The 20,798-nt window shown below is 73.9% G+C and carries 19 protein-coding genes and 1 pseudogene; 6 read left to right on the forward strand and 14 right to left on the reverse strand.

Annotation, left to right across the window (positions count from 1 at the left end; translation table 11 throughout):
* Positions 1-190: 190 nt before the first annotated feature.
* Positions 191-1,810, forward strand: a complete 1,620-nt coding sequence (locus MICAU_RS12840) for a cellulose-binding domain-containing protein (protein WP_013285739.1) — start codon at positions 191-193, stop codon at positions 1,808-1,810.
* A gap of 139 nt (positions 1,811-1,949) precedes the next feature.
* Positions 1,950-3,458, forward strand: coding sequence for a MocR-like pyridoxine biosynthesis transcription factor PdxR (gene pdxR, locus MICAU_RS12845; RefSeq protein WP_013285740.1), 1,509 nt, complete (start codon positions 1,950-1,952; stop codon positions 3,456-3,458).
* Here the strand turns inward: pdxR and MICAU_RS12850 are convergent.
* From MICAU_RS12850 to MICAU_RS12915, 14 genes are all read right to left on the reverse strand, one after another.
* On the reverse strand, positions 3,403-4,866 hold the full coding sequence (locus tag MICAU_RS12850) for a UbiD family decarboxylase (RefSeq protein WP_013285741.1): 1,464 nt from the start codon (positions 4,864-4,866) through the stop codon (positions 3,403-3,405). The genes pdxR and MICAU_RS12850 overlap by 56 nt on opposite strands.
* Positions 4,863-5,216, reverse strand: a complete 354-nt coding sequence (locus tag MICAU_RS12855; RefSeq protein WP_013285742.1) for a chorismate mutase — start codon at positions 5,214-5,216, stop codon at positions 4,863-4,865. Before MICAU_RS12855 ends, MICAU_RS12850 begins: the two co-directional genes overlap by 4 nt.
* Positions 5,213-5,560, reverse strand: coding sequence for a cupin domain-containing protein (locus MICAU_RS12860; RefSeq protein ID WP_013285743.1), 348 nt, complete (start codon positions 5,558-5,560; stop codon positions 5,213-5,215). The genes MICAU_RS12855 and MICAU_RS12860 overlap by 4 nt, the downstream gene beginning before the upstream one ends.
* On the reverse strand, positions 5,550-6,254 hold the full coding sequence (locus MICAU_RS12865) for a flavodoxin family protein (RefSeq protein ID WP_036310210.1): 705 nt from the start codon (positions 6,252-6,254) through the stop codon (positions 5,550-5,552). Before MICAU_RS12865 ends, MICAU_RS12860 begins: the two co-directional genes overlap by 11 nt.
* 57 nt (positions 6,255-6,311) lie before the next feature.
* On the reverse strand, positions 6,312-7,616 hold the full coding sequence (locus tag MICAU_RS12870; RefSeq protein WP_013285745.1) for a TrpB-like pyridoxal phosphate-dependent enzyme: 1,305 nt from the start codon (positions 7,614-7,616) through the stop codon (positions 6,312-6,314).
* Between the two features lie 29 nt (positions 7,617-7,645).
* The gene (locus MICAU_RS12875; RefSeq protein WP_013285746.1) at positions 7,646-8,869 is read right to left on the reverse strand and encodes an MFS transporter; all 1,224 of its coding nucleotides are present in this window, start codon (positions 8,867-8,869) and stop codon (positions 7,646-7,648) included.
* Positions 8,860-10,095, reverse strand: coding sequence for an ATP-grasp domain-containing protein (locus MICAU_RS12880; RefSeq protein WP_013285747.1), 1,236 nt, complete (start codon positions 10,093-10,095; stop codon positions 8,860-8,862). Before MICAU_RS12880 ends, MICAU_RS12875 begins: the two co-directional genes overlap by 10 nt.
* On the reverse strand, positions 10,092-10,877 hold the full coding sequence (locus MICAU_RS12885) for a B3/B4 domain-containing protein (protein ID WP_013285748.1): 786 nt from the start codon (positions 10,875-10,877) through the stop codon (positions 10,092-10,094). Before MICAU_RS12885 ends, MICAU_RS12880 begins: the two co-directional genes overlap by 4 nt.
* A 121-nt stretch (positions 10,878-10,998) precedes the next feature.
* Entirely contained in the window at positions 10,999-12,288 is a 1,290-nt protein-coding gene (locus tag MICAU_RS12890; protein WP_232236607.1) for an amidohydrolase family protein, read from the reverse strand.
* Positions 12,289-12,293: 5 nt separating this feature from the next.
* Positions 12,294-12,968, reverse strand: a complete 675-nt coding sequence (locus tag MICAU_RS12895; RefSeq protein ID WP_225319513.1) for a prephenate dehydratase — start codon at positions 12,966-12,968, stop codon at positions 12,294-12,296.
* Complete coding sequence (locus MICAU_RS12900) at positions 12,952-14,373, reverse strand: phenylacetate--CoA ligase family protein (protein WP_013285751.1); 1,422 nt, start codon at positions 14,371-14,373, stop codon at positions 12,952-12,954. The genes MICAU_RS12895 and MICAU_RS12900 overlap by 17 nt, the downstream gene beginning before the upstream one ends.
* Before the next feature lie 24 nt (positions 14,374-14,397).
* On the reverse strand, positions 14,398-15,108 hold the full coding sequence (locus tag MICAU_RS12905; RefSeq protein ID WP_013285752.1) for an SDR family NAD(P)-dependent oxidoreductase: 711 nt from the start codon (positions 15,106-15,108) through the stop codon (positions 14,398-14,400).
* A gap of 16 nt (positions 15,109-15,124) precedes the next feature.
* Positions 15,125-15,715: an anthranilate synthase component II gene (locus MICAU_RS12910; protein WP_013285753.1), complete on the reverse strand. Its 591-nt coding sequence runs from the start codon at positions 15,713-15,715 to the stop codon at positions 15,125-15,127.
* Positions 15,712-17,172, reverse strand: a complete 1,461-nt coding sequence (locus MICAU_RS12915; protein WP_225319514.1) for an anthranilate synthase component I family protein — start codon at positions 17,170-17,172, stop codon at positions 15,712-15,714. The genes MICAU_RS12910 and MICAU_RS12915 overlap by 4 nt, the downstream gene beginning before the upstream one ends.
* A 302-nt stretch (positions 17,173-17,474) precedes the next feature.
* Here MICAU_RS12915 and MICAU_RS33135 point away from each other — a divergent pair.
* The 4 genes and pseudogenes from MICAU_RS33135 to MICAU_RS12930 form a co-directional block, all read left to right on the forward strand.
* Positions 17,475-17,651: pseudogene (locus MICAU_RS33135) on the forward strand (GntR family transcriptional regulator); the annotation flags it as partial.
* A 121-nt stretch (positions 17,652-17,772) separates the two neighbouring features.
* Positions 17,773-18,927: an aminotransferase-like domain-containing protein gene (locus tag MICAU_RS12920; protein ID WP_049794832.1), complete on the forward strand. Its 1,155-nt coding sequence runs from the start codon at positions 17,773-17,775 to the stop codon at positions 18,925-18,927.
* A gap of 41 nt (positions 18,928-18,968) precedes the next feature.
* The gene (locus MICAU_RS12925; RefSeq protein WP_013285755.1) at positions 18,969-19,778 is read left to right on the forward strand and encodes an ABC transporter ATP-binding protein; all 810 of its coding nucleotides are present in this window, start codon (positions 18,969-18,971) and stop codon (positions 19,776-19,778) included.
* Between the two features lie 28 nt (positions 19,779-19,806).
* Positions 19,807-20,796: an ABC transporter substrate-binding protein gene (locus MICAU_RS12930; RefSeq protein WP_013285756.1), complete on the forward strand. Its 990-nt coding sequence runs from the start codon at positions 19,807-19,809 to the stop codon at positions 20,794-20,796.
* Positions 20,797-20,798 lie beyond the last annotated feature (2 nt).

A 20,798-nucleotide genomic window follows, 5' to 3' on the forward strand; every position in this document is an offset into this window, starting at 1 on the left:
CGCGTCGAGATCGTTCAGTGCGTACCGAGGTTTGACCACATCGACGTCCGTCGTTAGGCTGCGCTGAAAGCGCTTACTGCGCGGGAGACGTGAGCGTTCGTGGGACGTCCGGGTATCAAGGCCCGCCCCCGACACCGACAGGGCATCGGTGCCGGCGCGGGCACGGCACCACCACCCGCAGGAGACCAGCATGATCAACCGACACCGCCGTACGGTGTTGTGGACGTCCGCCGCGGCGACGGCCGCGCTCGCCGCGTCCGGCCTGGCCGTCGGCGCGACCGCCGCGCAGGCGGCCGCCGGCTGCCGCGTCGACTACGCCGTCACCGCGCAGTGGGGCAGCGGCTTCACCGCCAACGTCAACCTGACGAACCTCGGCGACCCGCTCAACGGATGGGCCGTCACCTGGACGTTCGCCGCCGGTCAGACCGTCGCCCAGGCCTGGGGCGCCGAGATCACCGCCAGCGGCGCCTCGGTGCGGGCCGCCAACGTCAGCTACAACGGCAGCCTGGGCACCAACGCGAGCACGTCGTTCGGCTTCAACGGCACCTGGAACAACAGCAGCAACCCGGTCCCGACCTCGTTCGCCGTCAACGGTGTCACCTGCACCGGCGGCGTCACCCCCACCACCGGCACGCCGCCGACCAGCGCCCCGCCGCCGAGTACGCCGCCGCCCAGCAGCCCGCCCCCGAGCACGCCACCCCCCAGCACGCCGCCGCCGACCGGCGGCGCGATCTACGCCGCGCCGAACGGCACCGCCGGGGCGGCCGGCACCCAGGCCAGCCCCACCACGATCGCCGCGGCGATCACCCGCGTCGGCGCGGGCGGCACGATCTACCTGCGCGGCGGCACCTACAACCTGTCCCAGACGGTCACCGTCGCCGCCGGCAACAACGGCACGTCGGGCGCCCGCAAGAACCTGTACGCCTACCCGGGCGAGACGCCGATCCTGAACTTCTCCGCGATGAGCGAGGACCCGGCCAACCGAGGGCTCGCGCTGAACGCCTCGTACTGGCACGTGCGCGGGATCGTAGTGGAGCGGGCCGGTGACAACGGCATCTTCGTCGGCGGCAGCAACAACATCATCGAGCGGACGGTGACCCGCTTCAACCGCGACACCGGGCTGCAACTGTCCCGGATCGCCTCCAGCACGCCCCGCGACCAGTGGCCCGCCAACAACCTCATGGTCAGCGTGGAGTCGCACGACAACGCCGACTCCGACGGCGAGGACGCCGACGGCTTCGCGGCCAAGCTCACCGTCGGCGGCGGCAACGTCTTCCGGTACGCGGTGTCGCACCACAACATCGACGACGGGTGGGACCTGTACACCAAGTCCGACACCGGCGCGATCGGCACGGTGACCATCGAGGACTCGCTCGCGTACAGCAATGGCACGCTGAGCAACGGCACGCAGAACGGCAACGGCGACCGCAACGGCTTCAAGCTCGGCGGCGAGGACATCGCGGTGAACCACACCGTCCGGCGCACCATCGCGTACCGCAACGGCAAGCACGGGTTCACGTACAACCGCAACCCGGGCACCATGACGATCTCGAACAACCTGAGCATCGACAACACCGAACGCAACTTCTCGTTCGACGCCGGCACCTCGGTGTTCCGGAGCAACACGTCCTGCCGCTTCGCCGGCAGCGGCTCCAACGACAAGACGGTCGGCAACGTGGACGGCTCGAACCAGTTCTGGTCCGGCAGCAACGGCTCCCGCTGCTCCACGTACTCCGGCGCCCTCGCCTGGTCCTTCACCGGCGACGGCCGCCTCACGGTGACCCTGGGCGGCCGCCCCGTCTCCCTCTGACCCTCTCCTCTCGGTTGATCATGAGGTTGGCGGCCGGATCGGAGATCGAGAACGCCGTCAACTTCATGATCGACCGGATGTGGGGGTGGGGTGGGACTAGGATCGCGGGGAGGGGCGGCTAGGTGGGGGAGCGTCGCGGGTGGGGTCGTCGCAGCTGCTCGTGGTGCTCGACCGGGACAGCCCGGTGCCGTTGCAGCAGCAGCTCTGCGACCAGATCAGCGGATCCGTCCGCGCCGGCCGGCTGCGCCCCGGCGACCCGGTGCCGCCCAGCCGGGAACTGGCCCACCAGCTAGGCGTCTCCCGCACCGTGGTCACCCGCGCGTACGAGCTGCTGCGCGCCAACGGCGTCCTCACCTCCCGGCGCGGCTCCGGCACCCGGGTCAGCGACGCCCTGCCCGACCTGCCGCACCGCGACCCGCCGGCCCGCGCCCCGCTGCGCCCCGAACCGCCGCTGCCCACCGACGCCGGCAGCCCGCTGTGGCGGCCGTGGGAGCCGGCACCCATGCACCGGCCGGACGGTGCGTACGACTTCCGGCACGGCACCCCGGCGCTGGCGAGCTTTCCGGTGGCGCGTTGGCGGCAGTCGCTCGCCACGGCGGTGAGCCGGGCCGACGCGGTGGCGCTGGGCTACGGCCCGGCGGAGGGCTCACCGGCGCTGCGCGCGCAGATCGCCGCGCTGCTGCGGCGCAGCCGGGCGCTCGACGTCGCCCGCGAGCACACCATCGTCACCAGCGGTGCCACCCAGGCCATGGACATCCTGGTCCGGCTGCTCGTCGGCCCCGACGACGTGGTGGTGATCGAGGACCCCAGCCACACCGTGCTGCGGCAGATCTTCGGCTACTCCCGGGCCGCCGTGGTGCCCGTGCCGGTCGACGAGGAAGGGCTGCGGGTCGGCGAGATCGAGGACCGGGTACGCGGCCACGGCCTGGACCCGGCCCGGGTCCGCCTGGTCTACGTCACGCCGTCGCACCAGTTCCCGACCGGGTTCGTCATGTCCGAGCGGCGACGGCGGGCGCTGCTGCGCTGGGCACGCGAGCACGCCGTCACGGTGCTGGAGGACGACTACCACAACGAGTTCACGTTCGCCGCCGAACGGCTGCCGTCGCTCGCCGCCGACCCGCAGGGCGCCGACGTGGCCTACGTCGGCAGCTTCAGCAAGACGCTGTTCCCGTCGCTGCGCATCGGCTACGCGGTGCTGCCCCCGCACCTGGTCCGGCCGTTCCTCGGCATCAAGTGGATCACCGACCGGCTGACCCCGACGCTGACCCAGGAGGCGCTCGCCGAGTTCATCGACTCCGGCGCGTACGCCCGGCACATCGCCCGGATGGACCGCCTCTACCGGCAGCGCCGGGCCCGGCTGCTGGAGGCGCTCTACGAGCACTTCGGCGCCGGGGTGCGCGTCTCCGGCGCCGCCGCCGGGCTGCACGTCCTCGTCACGCTCGGCGGCACGCCCGGCGCCGGCGAGGCGGCGATCGTGCGCGCCGCCGCCGCGCGCGGGGTGCGGGTCTATCCCGCCTCCGGCTACTTCGTCACCCACCCGCCGTCGGAGCCGACGTTCCTGATCGGGTACGCGGCGCTGCCCACCGCCCGGATCAGCGAGGGAGTGGCGCTGCTGGCCGGCGCGGCACGGGAAGCGACGGCTCGGTGAACCGGGGCCGGCGGAACCGGTCCCGCTGGGCGTACGGCACCGTGCAGTCGAACACCGCCTTCGCGGTGCGCCCGTCGGCGGACAGCGACCGGGAGTAGCCGGTGTGCTGGCTCGGGTCGAGCGGGAAGCCCTCCCGGTCGGCCAGTACACGCAGATCCTGGTCCGCCTGGAACCGCGTCACCATGGCCCACCACAGGTCCTGGTCGGACTCCATGTCGACGTCCTCGTCCACGCAGAGCACCAGCTTGGCCATCCGGAAGCCGTCCAGCACCGCCTCCGCCGCGTCCCGTACCGCGTCGTCGTCGGCCGGGCCGCGCTTGGCCGGCCACTGGAGCACCACCATGAGCTGGCCGCCGCCGGCTGTGTGGCAGTGCGCGGCCAGCGCCGGCGTGCCCCGACGGCGCAGCAGGTCCAGCACCGCGGCCTCCATCCCGAAGCCGAGCAGCACCGACTGCTCGTGTCCGGGCCCGGACACGGCCTGGAGGATCGGGCTCTCCCGAGCGGTGATCGCGGTGACCCGGATCAGCGGCAGCGACGGGTGCGCGCGGCCCTGGTAGCCGAGGAACTCCGGGGTGGCGACCGCGCCGTGCCGGCTCTCCGGCGCGTGCTCGGCCAGCAGTTCGCCCTCGATGACGTACTCGGCGTGCGCGACGAACTCGGCGTCCACAGTGGTGCAGGGCAGCAGCTCGACCGGCCGGCCGGCGAGCGCCCCGGCCACCGCCAGCTCGTCCAGGTCCGGCGGCACCAGCGAGGTGGGGCAGCAGGACGACAGCAGGACTGCCGGGCCGAGTCCGAGGTGGATCGCCACCGGCAGCGCCGCGCCCCGGCGCAACGCGGCCTGGTGGGCCAGTTCCAGGTCGCGGCCGGGGACCATCCAGATGGTCAGCGTGTCCGGACCCTGGACACACATCCGGTGCACGGACAGGTTGCGTACCCCGGTGTCCGGATCGGTGGCGAGCACCGCCCCGAGCGTCAGGTACGGGCCGGCGTCCTCGTCGGTGAGCACCGGCACCGGCAGCGCGGTGAGATCCAGCGGCAGCCGATGGCGGGGCCAGCGCGCCGGGTCGGTGGCGGGCACCGGCGGCCGGGGCGCGGCCACCGCGTCGAGCAGCCGGTGCGGCAGCTCGGCCGGGGTGACACCGAGCAGCCCCGCGGCGCGGCGCCGGGTGCCGTAGAGGCCCATCAGCACGGCCCGGGTGGGGCCGTGCGCGGGGCGTACCCGATCGAACAGCACCGCGGGGCCGGGGCCGGTGGGCGGCGCGGCGGGCGCGCCGGCCCACCGGGCGTAGTGCGCGGAGACGCCGTAGCGGGCGGGCAGCTCCTCGGCGACCCGGACCAGCTCGCCGGGCAGCGGGTCGAGCGTGGCGAGCGCGTGCCGCAGGTCGACGGGTGCCCGGCCGCCGGTCATCGCCGCTCCGGCGCCGCCGGGGCGGCCGGAGCCGTCCCGGCGGCACGGCGGTCCGCCAGCATGTCCAGCTGCATCCGGGTCAGCTCCTCGATCAGCGTGCGGTACGTGGCCACCGCGACCTCCGGCGGCATGCCGTGCCGGCCGGCCAGCTCGGCGACGCGGTCGAGCACCTGCCGGACCCGGTCCGGCGACCGCACGGCCGCCTCGTCGGACTTGTGCGCGGTCAGCTCCCGGACCACCCGGGTACGGACCGCCAGCAGCTCGACGATCCGCTGGTCGAGCCGGTCCACGGCGGCCCGCAGCTCGGTGATGCGGGCCGTGCCGTCCGTCCCGGCGGGGGCGTCGCTCACGGCTGGTCGACCCGGTCGACCACGAACACGACAGTGGGCTCGTCCTCGCTGCCCTGGGAGCGGTGCTCCTCGTCGTCCGGGATGACGAAGCCCATGCCGGGGCGGCAGGGCACCGAGCGGTCCCGGAAGTGGATGGTGAACTCGCCCCGCAGCACGTAGCCGGTGTGCCCGCGCAGGCACCAGTGGTGCTCGTCGAACCCGGCGGGCAGCTCCAGCAGGCGCAGCCGCTGCCCCCCGACGTACGCGATCTTGACCCGGCCCTCGGCGCCGGGCTTGTCCCACTTCTCCCACTCGGTGGCGGGGAAGTCGATGCCGACCGGGACGGTCGCCTGCTCAGTGGACATTCTCGCTGTCTCCTCTGGTCGGTACGGATTCGGCGCGGCGGGGCCGCGGCACGCGTTCGTTGCGGTCCCGCGAGGGCAGGACCGGGCCGCCGGTGACCCGCTGGTGGCGTTTGAGCAGCTGCACCATGTCGACCATGCGGTGCACCATGCGCTCCAGCGCGTCGACACCCTCGGGGTCGGTCAGGCCGGGCGTGCCGGTGGTGTTGCGCAGCAGGACCGGGAAGCCGCTGCCCACCAGGATCATGCGGTTGAGCAGCAGGTTGTTGACGATCTGGTTGTGCACCGACGAGTCGCTGTAGCGGCGTCCGGTGACGATGATGCCGCCGACCTTGTCGGCCAGCGGGCGGGTGAAGCGCAGATAGCCGACCCCGGCCCGCTCGATGAAGATCTGCATCAGGTGGGCCAGGCCGAACCCGTGCACCGGCGCGGCGTAGATCAGCCCGTCTGCGCGGACCATCTGCTCCACCAGGGCGGGGACGTCGTCGTCCACGGTGCACGGCAGCGTACGGCTGTTGCAGTCGCCGCACGGGCTGCACGGCGAGATCCGGTGCTCGCGCAGCCGGATGGTGCGCAGGACGGCCCCGCGCTCGGCGATCAGGCGTCCGGCGTGCGCGACCGCGAGGTCGGTGTTGCCGCCCGCCCGTTCGGAACCGTTGATGGCCAGGATGGTGGCTGCTTCGCTGGGCAATCGCACCCCCGAGGGCTCGTCGGCCGGGACGCGGCGCCGCACCGCGCCGCGTCCCGGCCGGTGTCAGTCCGTCAGCTTTCCGGCGAAATAGTCGATGTACGCCTGCATGTCGAAGTGGCCGTGCCCGGACAGGGAGAACAGGATCGCCTTCTCCTCGCCGGTCTCCCGGCAGCGCAGCGCCTCGTCCACGGCGACCCGCACCGCGTGGCTGGACTCCGGCGCCGGCACGATCCCCTCGCTGCGGGCGAACCGCACGCCCGCCTCGAAGCAGGCGGTCTGCGGCACCGCCCGCGCCTCGATCAGGTCCACCTCGCTCAGCGCGCTCACGATCGGCGCCATGCCGTGGTAGCGCAGCCCGCCGGCGTGGATCGCGGGCGGCCGGAAGTCGTGGCCGAGCGTGTGCATCTTTGCCAGCGGGGTGAGCCCGGCGGTGTCGCCGAAGTCGTAGTCGTAGCTGCCCCGGGTCAGCGACGGGCAGGACGCCGGCTCGGCGGCCAGGAACCGGACGGCCGGACCGCCGTCGAGCTGGCGGCGCAGGAACGGCAGGGCCAGGCCCGCGAAGTTGGAGCCGCCGCCGGCCGCGCCGACCACCACGTCGGGGTAGTCGCCGGCCAGCCCCATCTGCGCCAGCGCCTCCTGCCCGATGATCGTCTGGTGCATCAGCACCAGGTTGAGCACCGAGCCGAGCGCGTACCGGGCGGCGCCGCCGCTGTGCAGCGCGGCCTCCACCGCCTCGGAGATGGCCAGGCCGAGGCTGCCGGGGGAGTCCGGGTCGGTGGCGAGCACCGCCCGCCCGGCCTCGGTACGGTCGCTGGGGCTGGCGGTGACCGAGGCGCCGAACGTCTCCATCAGGCCGCGCCGGTACGGCTTCTGGTCGTAGCTGACCCGCACCATGAAGACCTCGCACTCGAGGTCGAAGTAGGCGCACGCCATCGACAGCGAGCTGCCCCACTGGCCGGCGCCGGTCTCGGTGGTCAGCCGCCGCACCCCGTCGAGCTTGCTGTAGTACGCCTGCGGGACGGCGGTGTTCGGCTTGTGGCTGCCGGCCGGGCTGACCCCCTCGTACTTGAAGTAGATCCGCGCCGGGGTGTCCAGGTCGCGTTCCAGCCGGCGGGCCCGGATCAGCGGGCTGGGCCGCCACTGCCGGTAGATGTCGAGCACCGGGCCGGGGATGTCCACGTCCCGTTCGGTGGAGAACTCCTGCGCGATCAGCTCGGAGGCGAACAGCGGCGCCAGGTCGGCCGGGGTGATCGGTTCCCGGGTGCCGGGGTGCAGCATCGGCGGCAGCCCCTTGGGCAGGTCGGGAACCACGTTGTACCAGGTCGTCGGGATGTCACTCTCGGGCAGGACGAACTTCGTGGCGGTCATGGGCCTCTTCCGGTGAGGGGTCGGGCGGGTCAGGGACGGGCGGGGGCCGGCGCGGCGGGCTCCGGCACCGGCCGGGCCTCGGGTCGGATCCGCAGCGCTGCGAACGCGACGACGCCGGCCAGCGGGGTCAGCAGCAGCAGGAGCAGCACGGGCTGGTGCCCGTGCGCCTGCCAGACGAAGCCCAGCCCCATCGGCACCACCAGCCGGGCGGAGCTGAGCACGAAACCGTTGAGCGCCATGAAGGCGCTGACCCGGCGCGGCTCGACGTGGTCGGCGATGTAGGTGGGCACCACCACCGAGGCGATGATCTCGCCGAGCGTCCAGACGACTGTGGACAGCAGCACCGCGGGCAGTGAGAACGCGAACACCAGCACCGCCATCCCGGCCGACCAGAGCAGGCCGGCGACGACGAGCAGTGTGCGGGTCGGGTACGCCTTGATCCGTTTCTCGATCAGCATGCCGGCGCCCACCACGACGATGCTGTTGATGGTGTAGACCGCGCCGACCACCGCCACCGACGAGTTCAGCACCCCGGTGACCGCCAGCGGCAGCGTGTACTCCAGCCCGATCAGCGGCGCCACGTAGCAGAACGAGAGCACCACCAGCACCGCGACGTCCAGGTCGCGCCGCAGCGCCGCCCGGCGCAGCCCGGTCTTCGCCGGTGTCCCGGCCGCGTCGCGGCCGGTGTCGGCGGGCACGCTGAGCCGGATGGTGAGCGCCGCGAGCAGCCCGAGCAGGATGTTCCCGGCGAACATCAGGCCGTACGAGTACGCCGCGGCCAGGCCGCCCAGCAGCGGCCCGACGCCCATGCCGAGGTTGTTGGCGATGTAGCTGACGGTGTACGCGAACGGCCGCTGCTCCGGCTCGGCGAGGTCGGCGATCAGCGTGTTGGCGGCGGGCGCGAACATGCCCATGCCGACGAGCGCGACGAACAGCAGCGCCGCGTACGTCCACGGCGGGCCGTCCAGCACCGCCAGCCCGAGGTAGCCGGCCGCGTTGAGCAGCAGGCTGGACACCAGCGCGGCCCGCCGGCCGGCGCGTGCGCAGACCGGGCCGCTGAGCAGGCTCCCGGCGAGCAGGCCGGTACTGCCGACCGAGATCAGCACACCCGCCTCGCCGGTGCTCAGCCCTCGGCTGCGCACCAGGTATACCGCGAGCAGCGGGAAGACGAACATGCCCGCGCGGTTGATGAAGGAGGCGAGCACCAGCATCCGCAGCGGACGGGGCAGCGCCCGGAACCGGCTCAGCCACATGACGCCTCCCCGGCCGGTTCGGTACGCACCTGGAAGGCGTCCCGGATGGTCTTGAACCGGGCCCGCACGTCGTCGAAGTCCCGGCCCTCGCAGACGTACCAGCCGAGCACGTCGTTCGAGGCGGTCGGCGGCGCGAGCACGTCGCCGACGCCCTTCCACACGTCGGCGTCGAGGACCGAGTCCAGCGCCCGCAGCTCGTCGGCGGTGGTGATCGCGGTGATGCGGCCGTACCGGTCGGAGCAGAGGTACTCGGTGCCGGTCTCCGCGCCCAGCGCGGCGGCGGGCCGGTGCCCGGGGTCCAGTTCCAGCCGGCACCACTCGCCCGCGAGGTTGATGCCGCGCCCGGCCTCGATGGCCGGGACGATCGATCCGCCGCCGGCCCGGGCCGCCGCCTCGCCGAAGACCACCTCGCCGTCGTCGCGCAGGAAGAACTCCACGTGCGCGACCCCGGTACGCATGCCGAAGCCGCGCAGGAGCTCCGCGCTGGCGGTCAGGATGCGCTGCTCGGCGGGGGTCAGGTCGTGCTTGCGGGAGATCGTGCCGCCCGGCTCGTCGCGGAACTCCAGCACCGAGTACGTGTAGCGGGAGAGCTGCTCGAAGACCACCTCGCCGTCGCGCAGCAGCGAGTCGACGTGGTACTCCGCGCCGCGGACGTACTCCTCGACCCGGTAGTCGTGGCGCGCGTCGGCCACGAGCGGCCACACCCGGGCCAGGTCGTCGGCCGAGTCCACCCGGTGGGTGTCGCCGCAGGCCCAGCCGGCGTACGGCTTGACCACGACCGGCCAGCCCACCTCGGCGGCGAACTCGGCGACCGCGCCGATGGTGTCCGGGCGGCAGGAGCGGGCCACCGGCACGCCCAGCTCGACGGCCCGGCGGTGCATCACGTTCTTGTCCCGGAAGGCGAGCGCCTGCTCGGGGTCCAGGCCGGGGATGCCGTGGTCGCGCCGGCACCGCGCGGCGGTCAGCACGTCGCCCTCGAACAGCGGGAAGATCCGCTCGATCGGACGGTCGGCGACGATCGCCGCGACCGCCGCCCGGACCGCCTCCGGGTCGTCCAGGTCGGCCCGGTGGCAGGGCAGCCCGGCGGTCTCCGGCGCCGGCCCGCCGGTGGGCAGCAGCACCACGCTGTCCACGCCGAGGCCGGTGGCGGCGGCGACGACGCTGCGGAACTGGGCGGCGTAGCGGCCGGCCGCGGGCCGGTAGACGATCAGGATCGCGCGGTTCACGAGCGGACCCCCGGGGTGCCGGCGGGGCTGAGCGGGGCCTCGACAGGGAACGCGGCGTCCCGGGCCTCCCGGTCCAGCACCGCCCGGTGGCGGGGCGCGGCGGTCAGCTCGCCGAGCACGGCGTCGAGGCGGTCCAGCGCCGCCTCCACCTCCGCCCGGCCGCCCGGATGGGCCGCCTCGACTGTGAGCAGCAGCCGCCGCCGGCCCAGGTCGGTGCGGACCAGGTGGCCCTGGCGCCAGTTCCAGCGCCGGGAGTGGGCCCGCCCGTGGTCGTCGGCGTAGACGACCTCGCCCGGTTCGGGCCGCTCCGGCGCATCAGGTGCGCCCAGCGGCAGGTACGCCTCCGTGCCGTCGGCCGGCCGGACGGCGAGCGCGCCGATGCCGTCCACCGCGCAGGAGGCCACCGGCAGCGCCGAGCCCAGCGAGACGGCGTTGCAGAGGTCCACGAGCGCGTTGATCCGGGGCAGCCGGTCGCCCCGGGCCACCCGGCGGGCGATCGACTCGGCGGCGCACGGGAACCGGTTCGGGTTCACCGCCACCGCCCGGTACGCCGCCCGCCACCCGGCGATGCCCGGCAGCTCGGACACCCCGGCCTTGTCCAGGCCGGCCCGGTGCAGCGCGTCCTCGGCGGCGGTCAGCCGCTCCGCCACGGCCGGGTGGGCCGGCCCGACCTCGATCGCCGGCACGGCGAGCAGGCCGAGGACGTAGTCCGGCACGCTCGCCGTCACCCGGTCGTCGATGCGGACGGACAGCCGGTCGGCGCCGTCGCTGAGCTGGGTCATCGTCATCCCCGTCGGTTCGGTTCACACGGTCGCCCCGACCGTACGAAGCGGCGCCGCCACCGGTTGTGGCCAATCCCCGCCGATCCGGTGAGGCCAATCCGGGCCCGCGCGGCCGGCCGCATCAGGCGACCCCGGCCGGCCGGCGGTCCCGGTAGGCGGCGGCGTCCCCGGCGACCACCCGCCCGCCCAGCAGCACCATCTCGATCGCCCCGGGCCGCCCCAGCACCGTGATGTCCCGCGCCGGGTCGCCGTCGGTGACCACCAGGTCGGCCAGCCGGCCCGGCTGCACCGTCCCGGCCTCGCCGCCGCGCCCGGCCAGTCGCGCGCCGTTGGCGGTGGCCCAGGTCAGCACCGTCGGTGCGGGGATGCCGGCCATGCTCACGTACGTCTCGAGCTCCTCGGCGTACCGGCCGTGCGGGGTCCAGGCGAACCCGAAGTCGTCCCCGGCCACGATCGGGATGCCCATCTCCACCATCAGCGGCAGGATCCGCAGCGTGTTCTCCACCTCGGCCTGGAACTCCAGCGTCTCCAGGTACTCCGGGGTCTTGCCGTGCGCGGTGCCGGTGGTGAGCAGCCGGTGCGGCTGGTGCAGGCTCGGCACCACGAAGATGCCGCGTTCGGCGATCGCCTCCAGCGCCGCGTCGTCGGCGTACGTGGCGTGGTCGATCACGTCCACCCCGGCGGCGATGGCGTTGCGGATGCCGCCCAGCCCACGTGAGTGCGCCCGGATCCGTACCCCCCGCTCGTGTGCGGCGCGGGCCGCGATCACCAGTTCCTCGGCGGTGAACAGCAGCTCGTGCGAGCGGCCGTTGGGGAACGTGTCGTCGCCGGTGGAGAACACCTTGATGATCTCCGCGCCCTGGGCGACCTCGGTGTCGACGTACTCGACCAGCTCCTCCGGTGTGTCGGCCAGCCGCATCAGGTCGGTGGGGATGCGCTGCTTGACCGCCGGGTTGCGCCGCTGCGGCGGCCCGGAGACCATCAGGTCCCGGCTGCACGGCGTGATCCGCGGGCCGGGCAGCCGCCCGGCGTCGATCGCCCGGCGCAGCGCCATGTCGATGCCGGCCACCGAGCCGGCGCCGACGAACGCGGTGTAGCCCAGCCGGAGCATGGCCGCCGCGTTCGCCGCCGCGCCCAGCGTCACCTCCGGGATCGAGTGCTTGAACAGCGTCTCCCGGCCGTCGAGCACGTTCAGGTAGGCGATGTGGGTGTGGCCGAGCGTCATGCCCGGCATCACGGTCCGCCCGTCCAGGTCCAGCACGTCGACGTCCGGGTCGTGCAGCGGGGCCTGTGCCTCGGGCAGCACCGCGACGATCCGCTCCCCGTCGAGCAGCACGCTGTGGTGCGGCCGGGACGCCACCCCTAGCCCTTCCTGGACGGTGGCGCGGTGCAGCAAGGTTCGTCGGGACACGGCTGTCACTCCGGTTCTCCTCGAAGGTGCGGTCGGCGGTGGCCGAAGAGCAGCCAGACGATCTCCGCGCCGGGGCGGCGGACAACCCAGCGCAGCGCGTGCCGGCGTACCCCCGGGGCGTTCGTCACCGCGAGGTCGGCGGCCCCGGCGGCGAGCAGCTCGGCGGCGTGCTGGGTGGACTCGGCGTCGAGCCACCGCATCGGACGGTCGCGCAGCGCGGGCGGGGCCAGGTCGGCGAAGATCCGCCGGACCTCCCAGAGCGCGGCCACAGTGACCTCGCCGTCGCCCGGGTGCGCGTCCCGTTCCCGCGCCGCGATGCCGTACTCCGGGGTGGCCTGCGCGAAGTAGGCGTCCAGGCGCAGGTCGCGGTGCCAGTGGAAGCGGGTGGCGCCCTGGTACGCGCTGGGCACCAGCGCCTGGTCGACGCGGCGTTCCACGAGCGCGCCGAGCACCTCGTCGAACGTGTCGCACAGCTCGATGCGCAGCGCGTGCCGTTCGGCCAGGAACGCGGCGGTCAGGTGGCTGGACGTGCCGGCCGGCCCGAGCGTGGCCACCGCCGTGCCGGGGTGGTCCGCCCACCGGTCCACCACCGTCCGCCACCGCCGTCCGTACGCCCCGGCGAGCAGGCCGGGCAGCGCGGGCACCGGCGCGGCGGCTGCGGTGTCAGGTGTCGTAGCCACGCCTGCCCGCCATCCGCCGGGCCACCCGGGTCTCGTGGTCGTCGGCGACCCGCCGGTCCACGATCCGTGCGGCCTTCCAGCTCACGAACGCGCCGGTGCTGACGATCGGGTCCAGCCCGTCGCTCAGCTCGACCTCCACCGGCACGCCGAGCGCGGCGGCGGCACGCCGGCGCACCCCGTCGGCCACCGCGGCCGGGTCGTCCACCAGGTCCTTGAGCAGCTCCAGCCGGACGGTGAGCCGGTCGCCGCCGGCCGGGTCGTGGTCGATCACCACCTGGTAGCCGGCCGAGCCGGTGACGCCGGTGAGCACCGCGCTCTCGATCTGCCCGGCGGTACGGCGCTGCCCGCCCAGGTCGATGCGGTCGAGCGTGCGCCCGACGATCTGCACCAGGTCGCCGGGCATCTCGCAGTCGCAGTCCGACGCGCCGACCACCACCGCGTCGCCGGTGCGGTAGCGGATCAGCGGCTTCACGCCGTCGACGAGCATGGTCACCGTGAGCTCGCCGGTGCCGCGCGGGCCGTGCGACGCGCCCGTCTCCGGGTCGACCACCTCGATCAGGTAGTTGGTCTGGGACAGGTGCATCCGCTTGTTGCGGCAGGCGGTGGCGATCACGAACGCCTCCTGCGAGCCGTACAGGATGTTGTAGACGTCAGCGCCCCAGACCGACTCCAGGTTGTGCGCCAGCGCCGGCGTGCACGTCTCGCCGGTGACGAACAGCAGCTCGACCGCGAAGTCCTCGCGCAGCCGGTAGCCGTGGTGCTCGGCGGCCTTGGCCAGCATCAGCGCCACGCCCGGCGTGCAGCAGATCACCTCAAGTTCCAGGTCCCGCATCAGCTGGAGGGCCTTGGCGAACCCGATCACCGGCGAGTACGGCCAGATCTTCGCGTTCATCGCGCCGGTGTTGCGGGCCACGTCGCCGAGCGTGTCGCCGAACGAGTGCACCTCGGTCGGGCCCATCAGCCCCACCCGGGGCGCGTGGTCGCCGAAGTGGTGGCGGAAGATCGACGCCCAGGACTCGGTGACGTGGGCGTTGCTGGCCACCACCTCGCGGCCGTCGCGGGGGCAGGGCGTGGCGGGCCCGGTGGTGCCGGTGGTCTCGTAGAAGAAGACGGCCTCGGCCAGCGGACGGCTGAGCACGTCGAGCATCTCCTCGCGCAGGTGCGCCTTCGTGGTGAAGGGCAGCCGGTCGAGCGTGGCCGGGGTGATCGTGGACAGGTCGATCCCGGCGAGGTGCCGGGCGTAGAACGGCGAGCCGGTGCCGACCTGGTCGAGCACCCGGCGCAGCTGCCGGTCCCGCCAGTCACCGAGCTGCTCGGCGGTGAGCGTGCGGTCGTAGAACGCGCGGTGCAGACGCAGGTAGTCGGCGGCGAAACCGGCCGCCGGGCCGGTGGTGGGAAGCCACATGGATCGGGGTCCTCTCGGTGTGCGTCAGTGCAGGCCGCCGTCGACGTCCAGCACGGAGGCGGTGACGTAGCTGCTGTCCGGGCCGGCCAGCCAGGCGACGGCGGCGGCGATCTCGTCCGGGGCGCCGAAGCGGCCGGCCGGGATACGGGCCCGGTAGTCGTCCCGGCGGGCCGCCGGGATCCGGGCGGCCATCGGCGTCTCGACCAGCCCGGGGGCGACCGCGTTGACCCGGATGCGGTGCGCGGCGAGCGCCCGGCCGAGGCTGCGGGTGAGCGCGACGACAGCGCCCTTCGAGGCGCCGTACGCGGCGTCCGGGCTGCCGATCCGGCCACTGATCGAGGCGACGTTGACCACGGTGCCCGGACGTCCGGCGGCCACCAGCGCCCGGGCGTACGCGAGCGTGCCGAAGAACGTCGCGCCGAGGTTCGTGTCCAGCACCTCGGCATACGTGCGCGGGTCGTAGTCGAGGAAGTCCCGGGCCGGGTAGACGCCGGCGTTGTTCACCAGCACGGCGGGCAGGCCGTGTCGCTCGTGCACGTCGTCCAGCAGCCGCTGCGCCTGATCCGGCACGGCCAGGTCGGCGACGAGCGCCGCGTACGCGGACGGGTCGGCGGCCGGCTCGCGGTCGACGCTGAGCACCCGGTGACCGGCGCGGGTGAGCGCCGCGGTGACTGCCCGGCCGATGCCGCCGGCCCCGCCGGTGACCACGGCGAGCGGGGGTACGGACCCGGACATGATCCGTCTCCGCCGCTCAGCCGGCGACCGGCAGCGCCGCCGGTACGCCGCGCAGGAAGTTGTCGAACAACCGCAGCCCGTCCTGTGTGGTCACGCTCTCCGGATGGAACTGCACCCCCTCGACGGCGAGCGTGCGGTGGCGCAGGCCCATCACGTAGCCGTCGTCGCCGGAGCGGGCGGTCACCTCCAGCGGGGGCGGCACCGGGTCGGCGACGATGAGCGAGTGGTAGCGGGTGACCGTCAGCGGCGCCGGCGCCCCGGCGTACACCCCGCGGCCGTCGTGCGTGACCTCGCTGGTCTTGCCGTGCATCAGGTGCCGGGCCACAGCGATCGTGCCGCCGTACGCCAGGCCGATCGCCTGGTGGCCGAGGCAGACGCCGAGCAGCGGCACCCGGCCGGCGAACGCGTGGACCAGCTCGACGTGGCCGGAGTCGCCGGGGTGGCCGGGCCCGGGGCCGAGCACCACCGCGTCGGGGCGCAGCGCGGCGAGGTGCCGGGGGCTGCGCGCGCGGGACCGGACCACCACCGTCCGCGCGCCGAGCGTGCGCAGGTACTGGTCGATGATGTGGGTGAAGCTGTCGTACGCGTCGACGAGCAGGACCTTCACGGCAGCAGCTCCTCGCCGGTCAGGGCCCAGTAGGCGGCGCTCATCTTGGCCAGCGTCTCCCGCCACTCGGCGGCCGGTGTGGAGTCGGCGACCACCCCGGCGGACGCCTGGGTGTGGTAGCGGTGCCCGTCGTGCACGACGGTGCGGATGCAGAGCGCGAGCACCGCGAACCCGCGGACGTCGACCAGGCCGATGGCGCCCGCGTAGATGCCCCGGGGCTCCGCCTCCAGCCCGTCGATGATCTCCATCGACCGCAGCTTCGGCGCGCCGGTCATGGTGCCGGCCGGGAACGCGGCGCGGACCGCCGCCCACACGTCCGCGCCGTCGTCGAGGCGGCCGGACACGGTGGAGACCAGGTGGTGCACGTACGCGAACGGCTCGACGTCGAGCATCGCGTCCACCGACAGCGTGCCCGGCTCGCAGACCCGGCCGATGTCGTTGCGGCACAGGTCGACGAGCATGACGTGCTCGGCGCGCTCCTTCTCGCTGGCCCGCAGCTCGGCCACCCGGCGACGGTCGGTCAGCGGGTCGGCCGAGCGGGCGGCGGTGCCGGCGATCGGGCGCATCGACAGCCGGTCGCCGTCCAGGCGCAGGAACAGCTCCGGGCTGGCGCCGATCACCGTGCGCCCGGCCCAGGGCGCCAGGTACATGTACGGCGACGGGCTGCGGTGCCGCAGGCGCCGGTAGACGTCCAGCGGGGTGAGGGTGGTCTCCACCTCGATGCGGTGGCCGATCTGCACCTGGTAGCTGTCGCCGACCCGGATGTGCCGCAGGCACCGCCGCACCCGCTCGGCGAACGTCTCCTCGTCGACTGTGTCGCGCACCCGTTCCGGCGTGGGCGCGGGTGGCGGCGGCTGGTCGGCGGGCACGCCGGTGAGCAGCCGCGTCACCGGCGGCGCCGGCTGCGGCGGCAGGTGCGGGCCGGTGGCGTGCAGCTGGTGCGCCGTCCCGGCGCGAAGGTCCCACCAGACGGTGTGCCGGAACAGTGTCAGCGCGCACCGGGGGAGGTCGTCGTCGGCCCGGTCCAGGGTCAGCTCGTCCATGTCGCGGGCGGCCTCGTAGGCCAGGGTGGTGAGGAAACCGAAGGCGAACCGGCCGGCCGGCACGGGCGTCTCGACGGTGAAGGCCCGCTGCACGGCGCGGACCACCGACCAGAGCTGCGCCGGGCCGGGCACGTGCCAGGCGGACGTGGTGTCGCGCTGCCGGGCCGGCGCGCCGAGGACGGCGGTGACCACCGCGCGCAGCGCGTCGCCCAGCGGCCCGGCGGCGGTCAGCTCGCACCTGTCGGCCAGGAACCGCAGCTCGGCGAGGCGGCCCCAGCCCACCGCCGCGGCCTGCCGGTCGGCGGCCGGCCCGTCCAGGCTTTCGAAGAGGTACGCGTCGTGCGCGGCATGGCTTTGTGTCAATGCGGTGTACAACGCGAGCGGATTGATGGACGGCAGTGTGATTGAGGTCACGGAAATCGGAATGCGGTCGGCCGGCGTCGTGCCTCCCGGCGTCTCCGAACGGTGGTCTGTGGTTTCCGCACCCACCGCAGTCGACAATGAGGACACTGTGGAACCCCCCTTTGAGCAGCCCGGATGCCCCCACGCGGACCGGCTGGGCCGCGTTCGGTGACAGATCGGACTTCCCCCGTTGAAAAGGACGCGCGGCACCCCCCGGGTTCGGCCGGGAATGGGTTGCGGTCCCGGGAAACACTTTCACCAAGTGCGGTTCCCGTTGTCCATACCACTTCGGTGACCGGGGAGAGGACCAATCGGTGTGGCATCTGAATCTGTCAATTGACGGCGACGCGCGCGAAACGTTGTCGGCGCAGCTCCGCAACGCTCTGCGCGGCCGGATCACCGACGGCACGCTGCGCCCCGGGACGCGCGTCCCGTCGACCCGGCAGCTCGCGACTGACCTCGGCGTGTCCCGGACCGTGGTCGTCGAGGCGTACGAACAGCTCTGCGCCGAGGGCTACCTGACGTCGCAGCGCGGTTCCGGCACCTCGGTGGCGGACTCCGCGCGCCGGTGTCGCCTCCGCGCTCACCGCCGACGAGGCGCCCGCGCCGGAGGTGTGGGACCTGCGCGCCGGCGGCACCGACGTGTCCACGTTCCCGCGCCAGGACTGGATCCGCTGTGTCGGCGCGGTGCTCCGCTCGGCCGGGCCGCGGGAACTGGGCTACGCCCCGCCGTCCGGTCTGCCGCCGGTCCGCCGCACGCTCGCCGGCTACCTCGGCCGGGTCCGGGGCGTCCGCGTCCGCCCCGAGCACCTGATGATCACGTCCGGCTTCGCCCAGGGGCTGGCGCTGCTCTGCCGGGTGCTGCGCGACCAGGGACACGAGGCGATCGGCGTCGAGGATCCCGGGCACCCGGGGGAGTGGGCGTTCATCGCCGACGCCGGGCTGCGGCCGGTGAGCGTGCCGGTGGACCGGGAGGGCATCCGCGTCGACGAGCTGGCCGCCACCGGCGTACGCGCCGTGCTCACCACCCCGGCCAGCCAGTTCCCCACCGGCGCTCCGCTGAGCCGGCGGCGCCGGGAGCAACTGCTCGACTGGGCGCGGGCGGTGGACGGGTACGTCGTCGAGGACGACTTCGACGCCGCGTTCGTGCCACCGGCGCAGCGGATGCCCGCGTTGCAGAGCGTCGCGCCGGACCGCGTGGTCTACGCGGGCAGCGCCAGCAAGGTCCTCGCCCCGGCGCTGCGGCTCGGCTGGCTGGCCGCGCCGACCGGGCTGGCCGCCTCGATCGAGCGGGTCCGGGCCGGCTGGGACATCGGCTGCTCCGGGCTGGACCAGCTCGCCTTCGCGCGGCTCGTGGACACCGGCGCGTTCGACCGGCACCTGCGCCGGCTGCGCGCCGAGTTCCAGCGCCGCGGCCAGGCGGTACGCCAGCACGTCGCGCGCCACCTGCCCGGCGTGGCGCCGCTCGACGCCAGTGGCGGCCTCCAGACGTACCTGGTGCTGCCCCGCTGGTGTGCTGAGGAGTCCATGGTGGCCGCCGCGCGGCGCCGGTCCGTGCTGGTTCGCGGCGGCCGGTTCTACGCCCTGCGCGCCGACGACCGGCCACCGGCGCTGGTCATCGGGTACGCCGGGGTGCGCGGCGCCGCGCTGGGCCGGGGGCTGGCCGGGGTCGCCGCTGCCTACCGCGACGTGACCGCCCGTCACGCGACCGGTGTCAATGCGCGGCGGGTCGCCGATTCCGACCGAAGGACCGGCTTGACAGCGTGATCGTTGATTAGGTTAGCCTAACCTCCGTGACGAGCAGAACGGTGCGAGCCGACGGCTTGAGCGGCAGCGACCTGCGGCTGGGCTACCACGGCACGACGGTGGTGCACGACGCCGCCATCACGCTGCGGCCCGCGGCGGTGACCGCGTTGGTCGGCCCGAACGGCAGCGGCAAGTCGACGCTGCTGCGCGGGCTGGCCCGCCTGCACCCGCTGGAACACGGCGAGATCGTGCTGGCCGACGGCACGCCGGCCCGGGCGCTGTCCGCCCGGGACTTCGCCCGCCGGGTCACGCTGCTCGCGCAGAGCCGCCCCACCCCCAGCGGGGTGACGGTGCGGGACGTGGTCGGGTACGGCCGGCACCCGTACCGGCAGCGGTGGCGCGCGAACGACCTCGACGGACCGGCCGCGATCGACCGGGCCATGCGGGTGACGGGCGTCGACGGCATGGCCGGCCGGCCGGTCGACGAGCTGTCCGGCGGCGAGCTGCAACGGGTCTGGCTGGCCACGTGCCTGGCCCAGGACACCGCGATCCTGCTGCTGGACGAGCCGACCACGTTCCTGGACCTGCGCTACCAGGTGGAGATCCTCGACCTGATGCGCGAACTCGCCGACACCGCCGGCGTCGCCGTCGGTGTGGTGCTGCACGACCTCAACCAGGCCGCCGCCGTCGCCGACCAGGTGGTGCTCCTGCACGAAGGCCGGGTCCGCGGCGCCGGCACGCCGCACGAGGTGTTCACCGAGGAGGCGCTCACCGAGGCGTACGGCATCCGCGTCGAGGTGAGCGTCGACCCGGTCACCAACCTGCTCTCCACTCGTCCCGTCGGCCGGCACACGACCCGCGTCTCCGCCTGACCGACTCCTGCACACAGAAGAGAAACCGATGCTGCGTACCCGTCTGACCCTGCTCGTCGCCGCCGCGGCGAGCGCGCTGCTGATCGCCGGCTGCGGCACCACCGAGGAGCCCGCCGCCGCACCGTCCCCCTCCGACGCCGCGTCCACCGGCCCGGTCACCGTCACCGACAGCCGGGGCAAGACCATCACCCTCAAGAGCCCCGCCACCAAGGTCGTCGGCCTGGAGTGGGGCGAGGTGGAGATGCTCGTCGGCCTCGGCGTGATGCCGGTCGGCGTGGCCGACCCGAAGGGGTACGCCACCTGGGTGACCGCCGCCCCGCTCGACGCGAGCGTCAAGGACGTCGGCACCCGGGGTGAGCCGAGCGTCGACTCCATCGTCGCCCTCCAGCCGGACCTCGTGGTGATGGAGGCCGAGCGCGGCTCCGCCGTCGTCACCCAGCTGGAGAAGTACGTCCCGGTGCTGGTCACCAAGGGCAGCGACGCCTCCGACAACATCGGCCGGATGCGCGCGGACCTGAAGATGATCGCCACCGCGACCGGCCGTACCGCGCAGGCGGACAAGCTGCTCGCCGACTTCGACGCCGCGCTCGCCGACGGCAAGAAGAAGATCGCCGACGCCGGGGCGGCCGGTAAGCAGTTCGCCATCGCCGACGGCTGGAAGGAGGGCAGCACCGTCTCGATCCGGATGTTCGGCCAGGGCGCGCTCGTCTCCCAGCTCGGCATCCAGCTCGGCCTCAAGAACGCCTGGACCGGCAAGACCGACGAGATGTGGGGCCTGGGCCAGACCGACGTCGAGGGCATGACCGTCCTCAAGGGCCAGGACGTGCACTTCTTCTACAACGCCTCGGACGGCACCGACGTGTTCGCCGACGGCCTCGCCGGCAACGCGATCTGGCGTTCCCTGCCGTTCGTCCAGCAGAACAAGCTGCACAAGATGCCCAACGGCATCTGGACCTTCGGCGGCACGCTGTCCGCCAAGCAGTACATCGACGAGCTGGTCAAGGTCTACACGGCTTGAGC

The organism is Micromonospora aurantiaca ATCC 27029, from assembly GCF_000145235.1.
GTDB classification, from domain to species: Bacteria; Actinomycetota; Actinomycetes; order Mycobacteriales; family Micromonosporaceae; genus Micromonospora; species Micromonospora aurantiaca.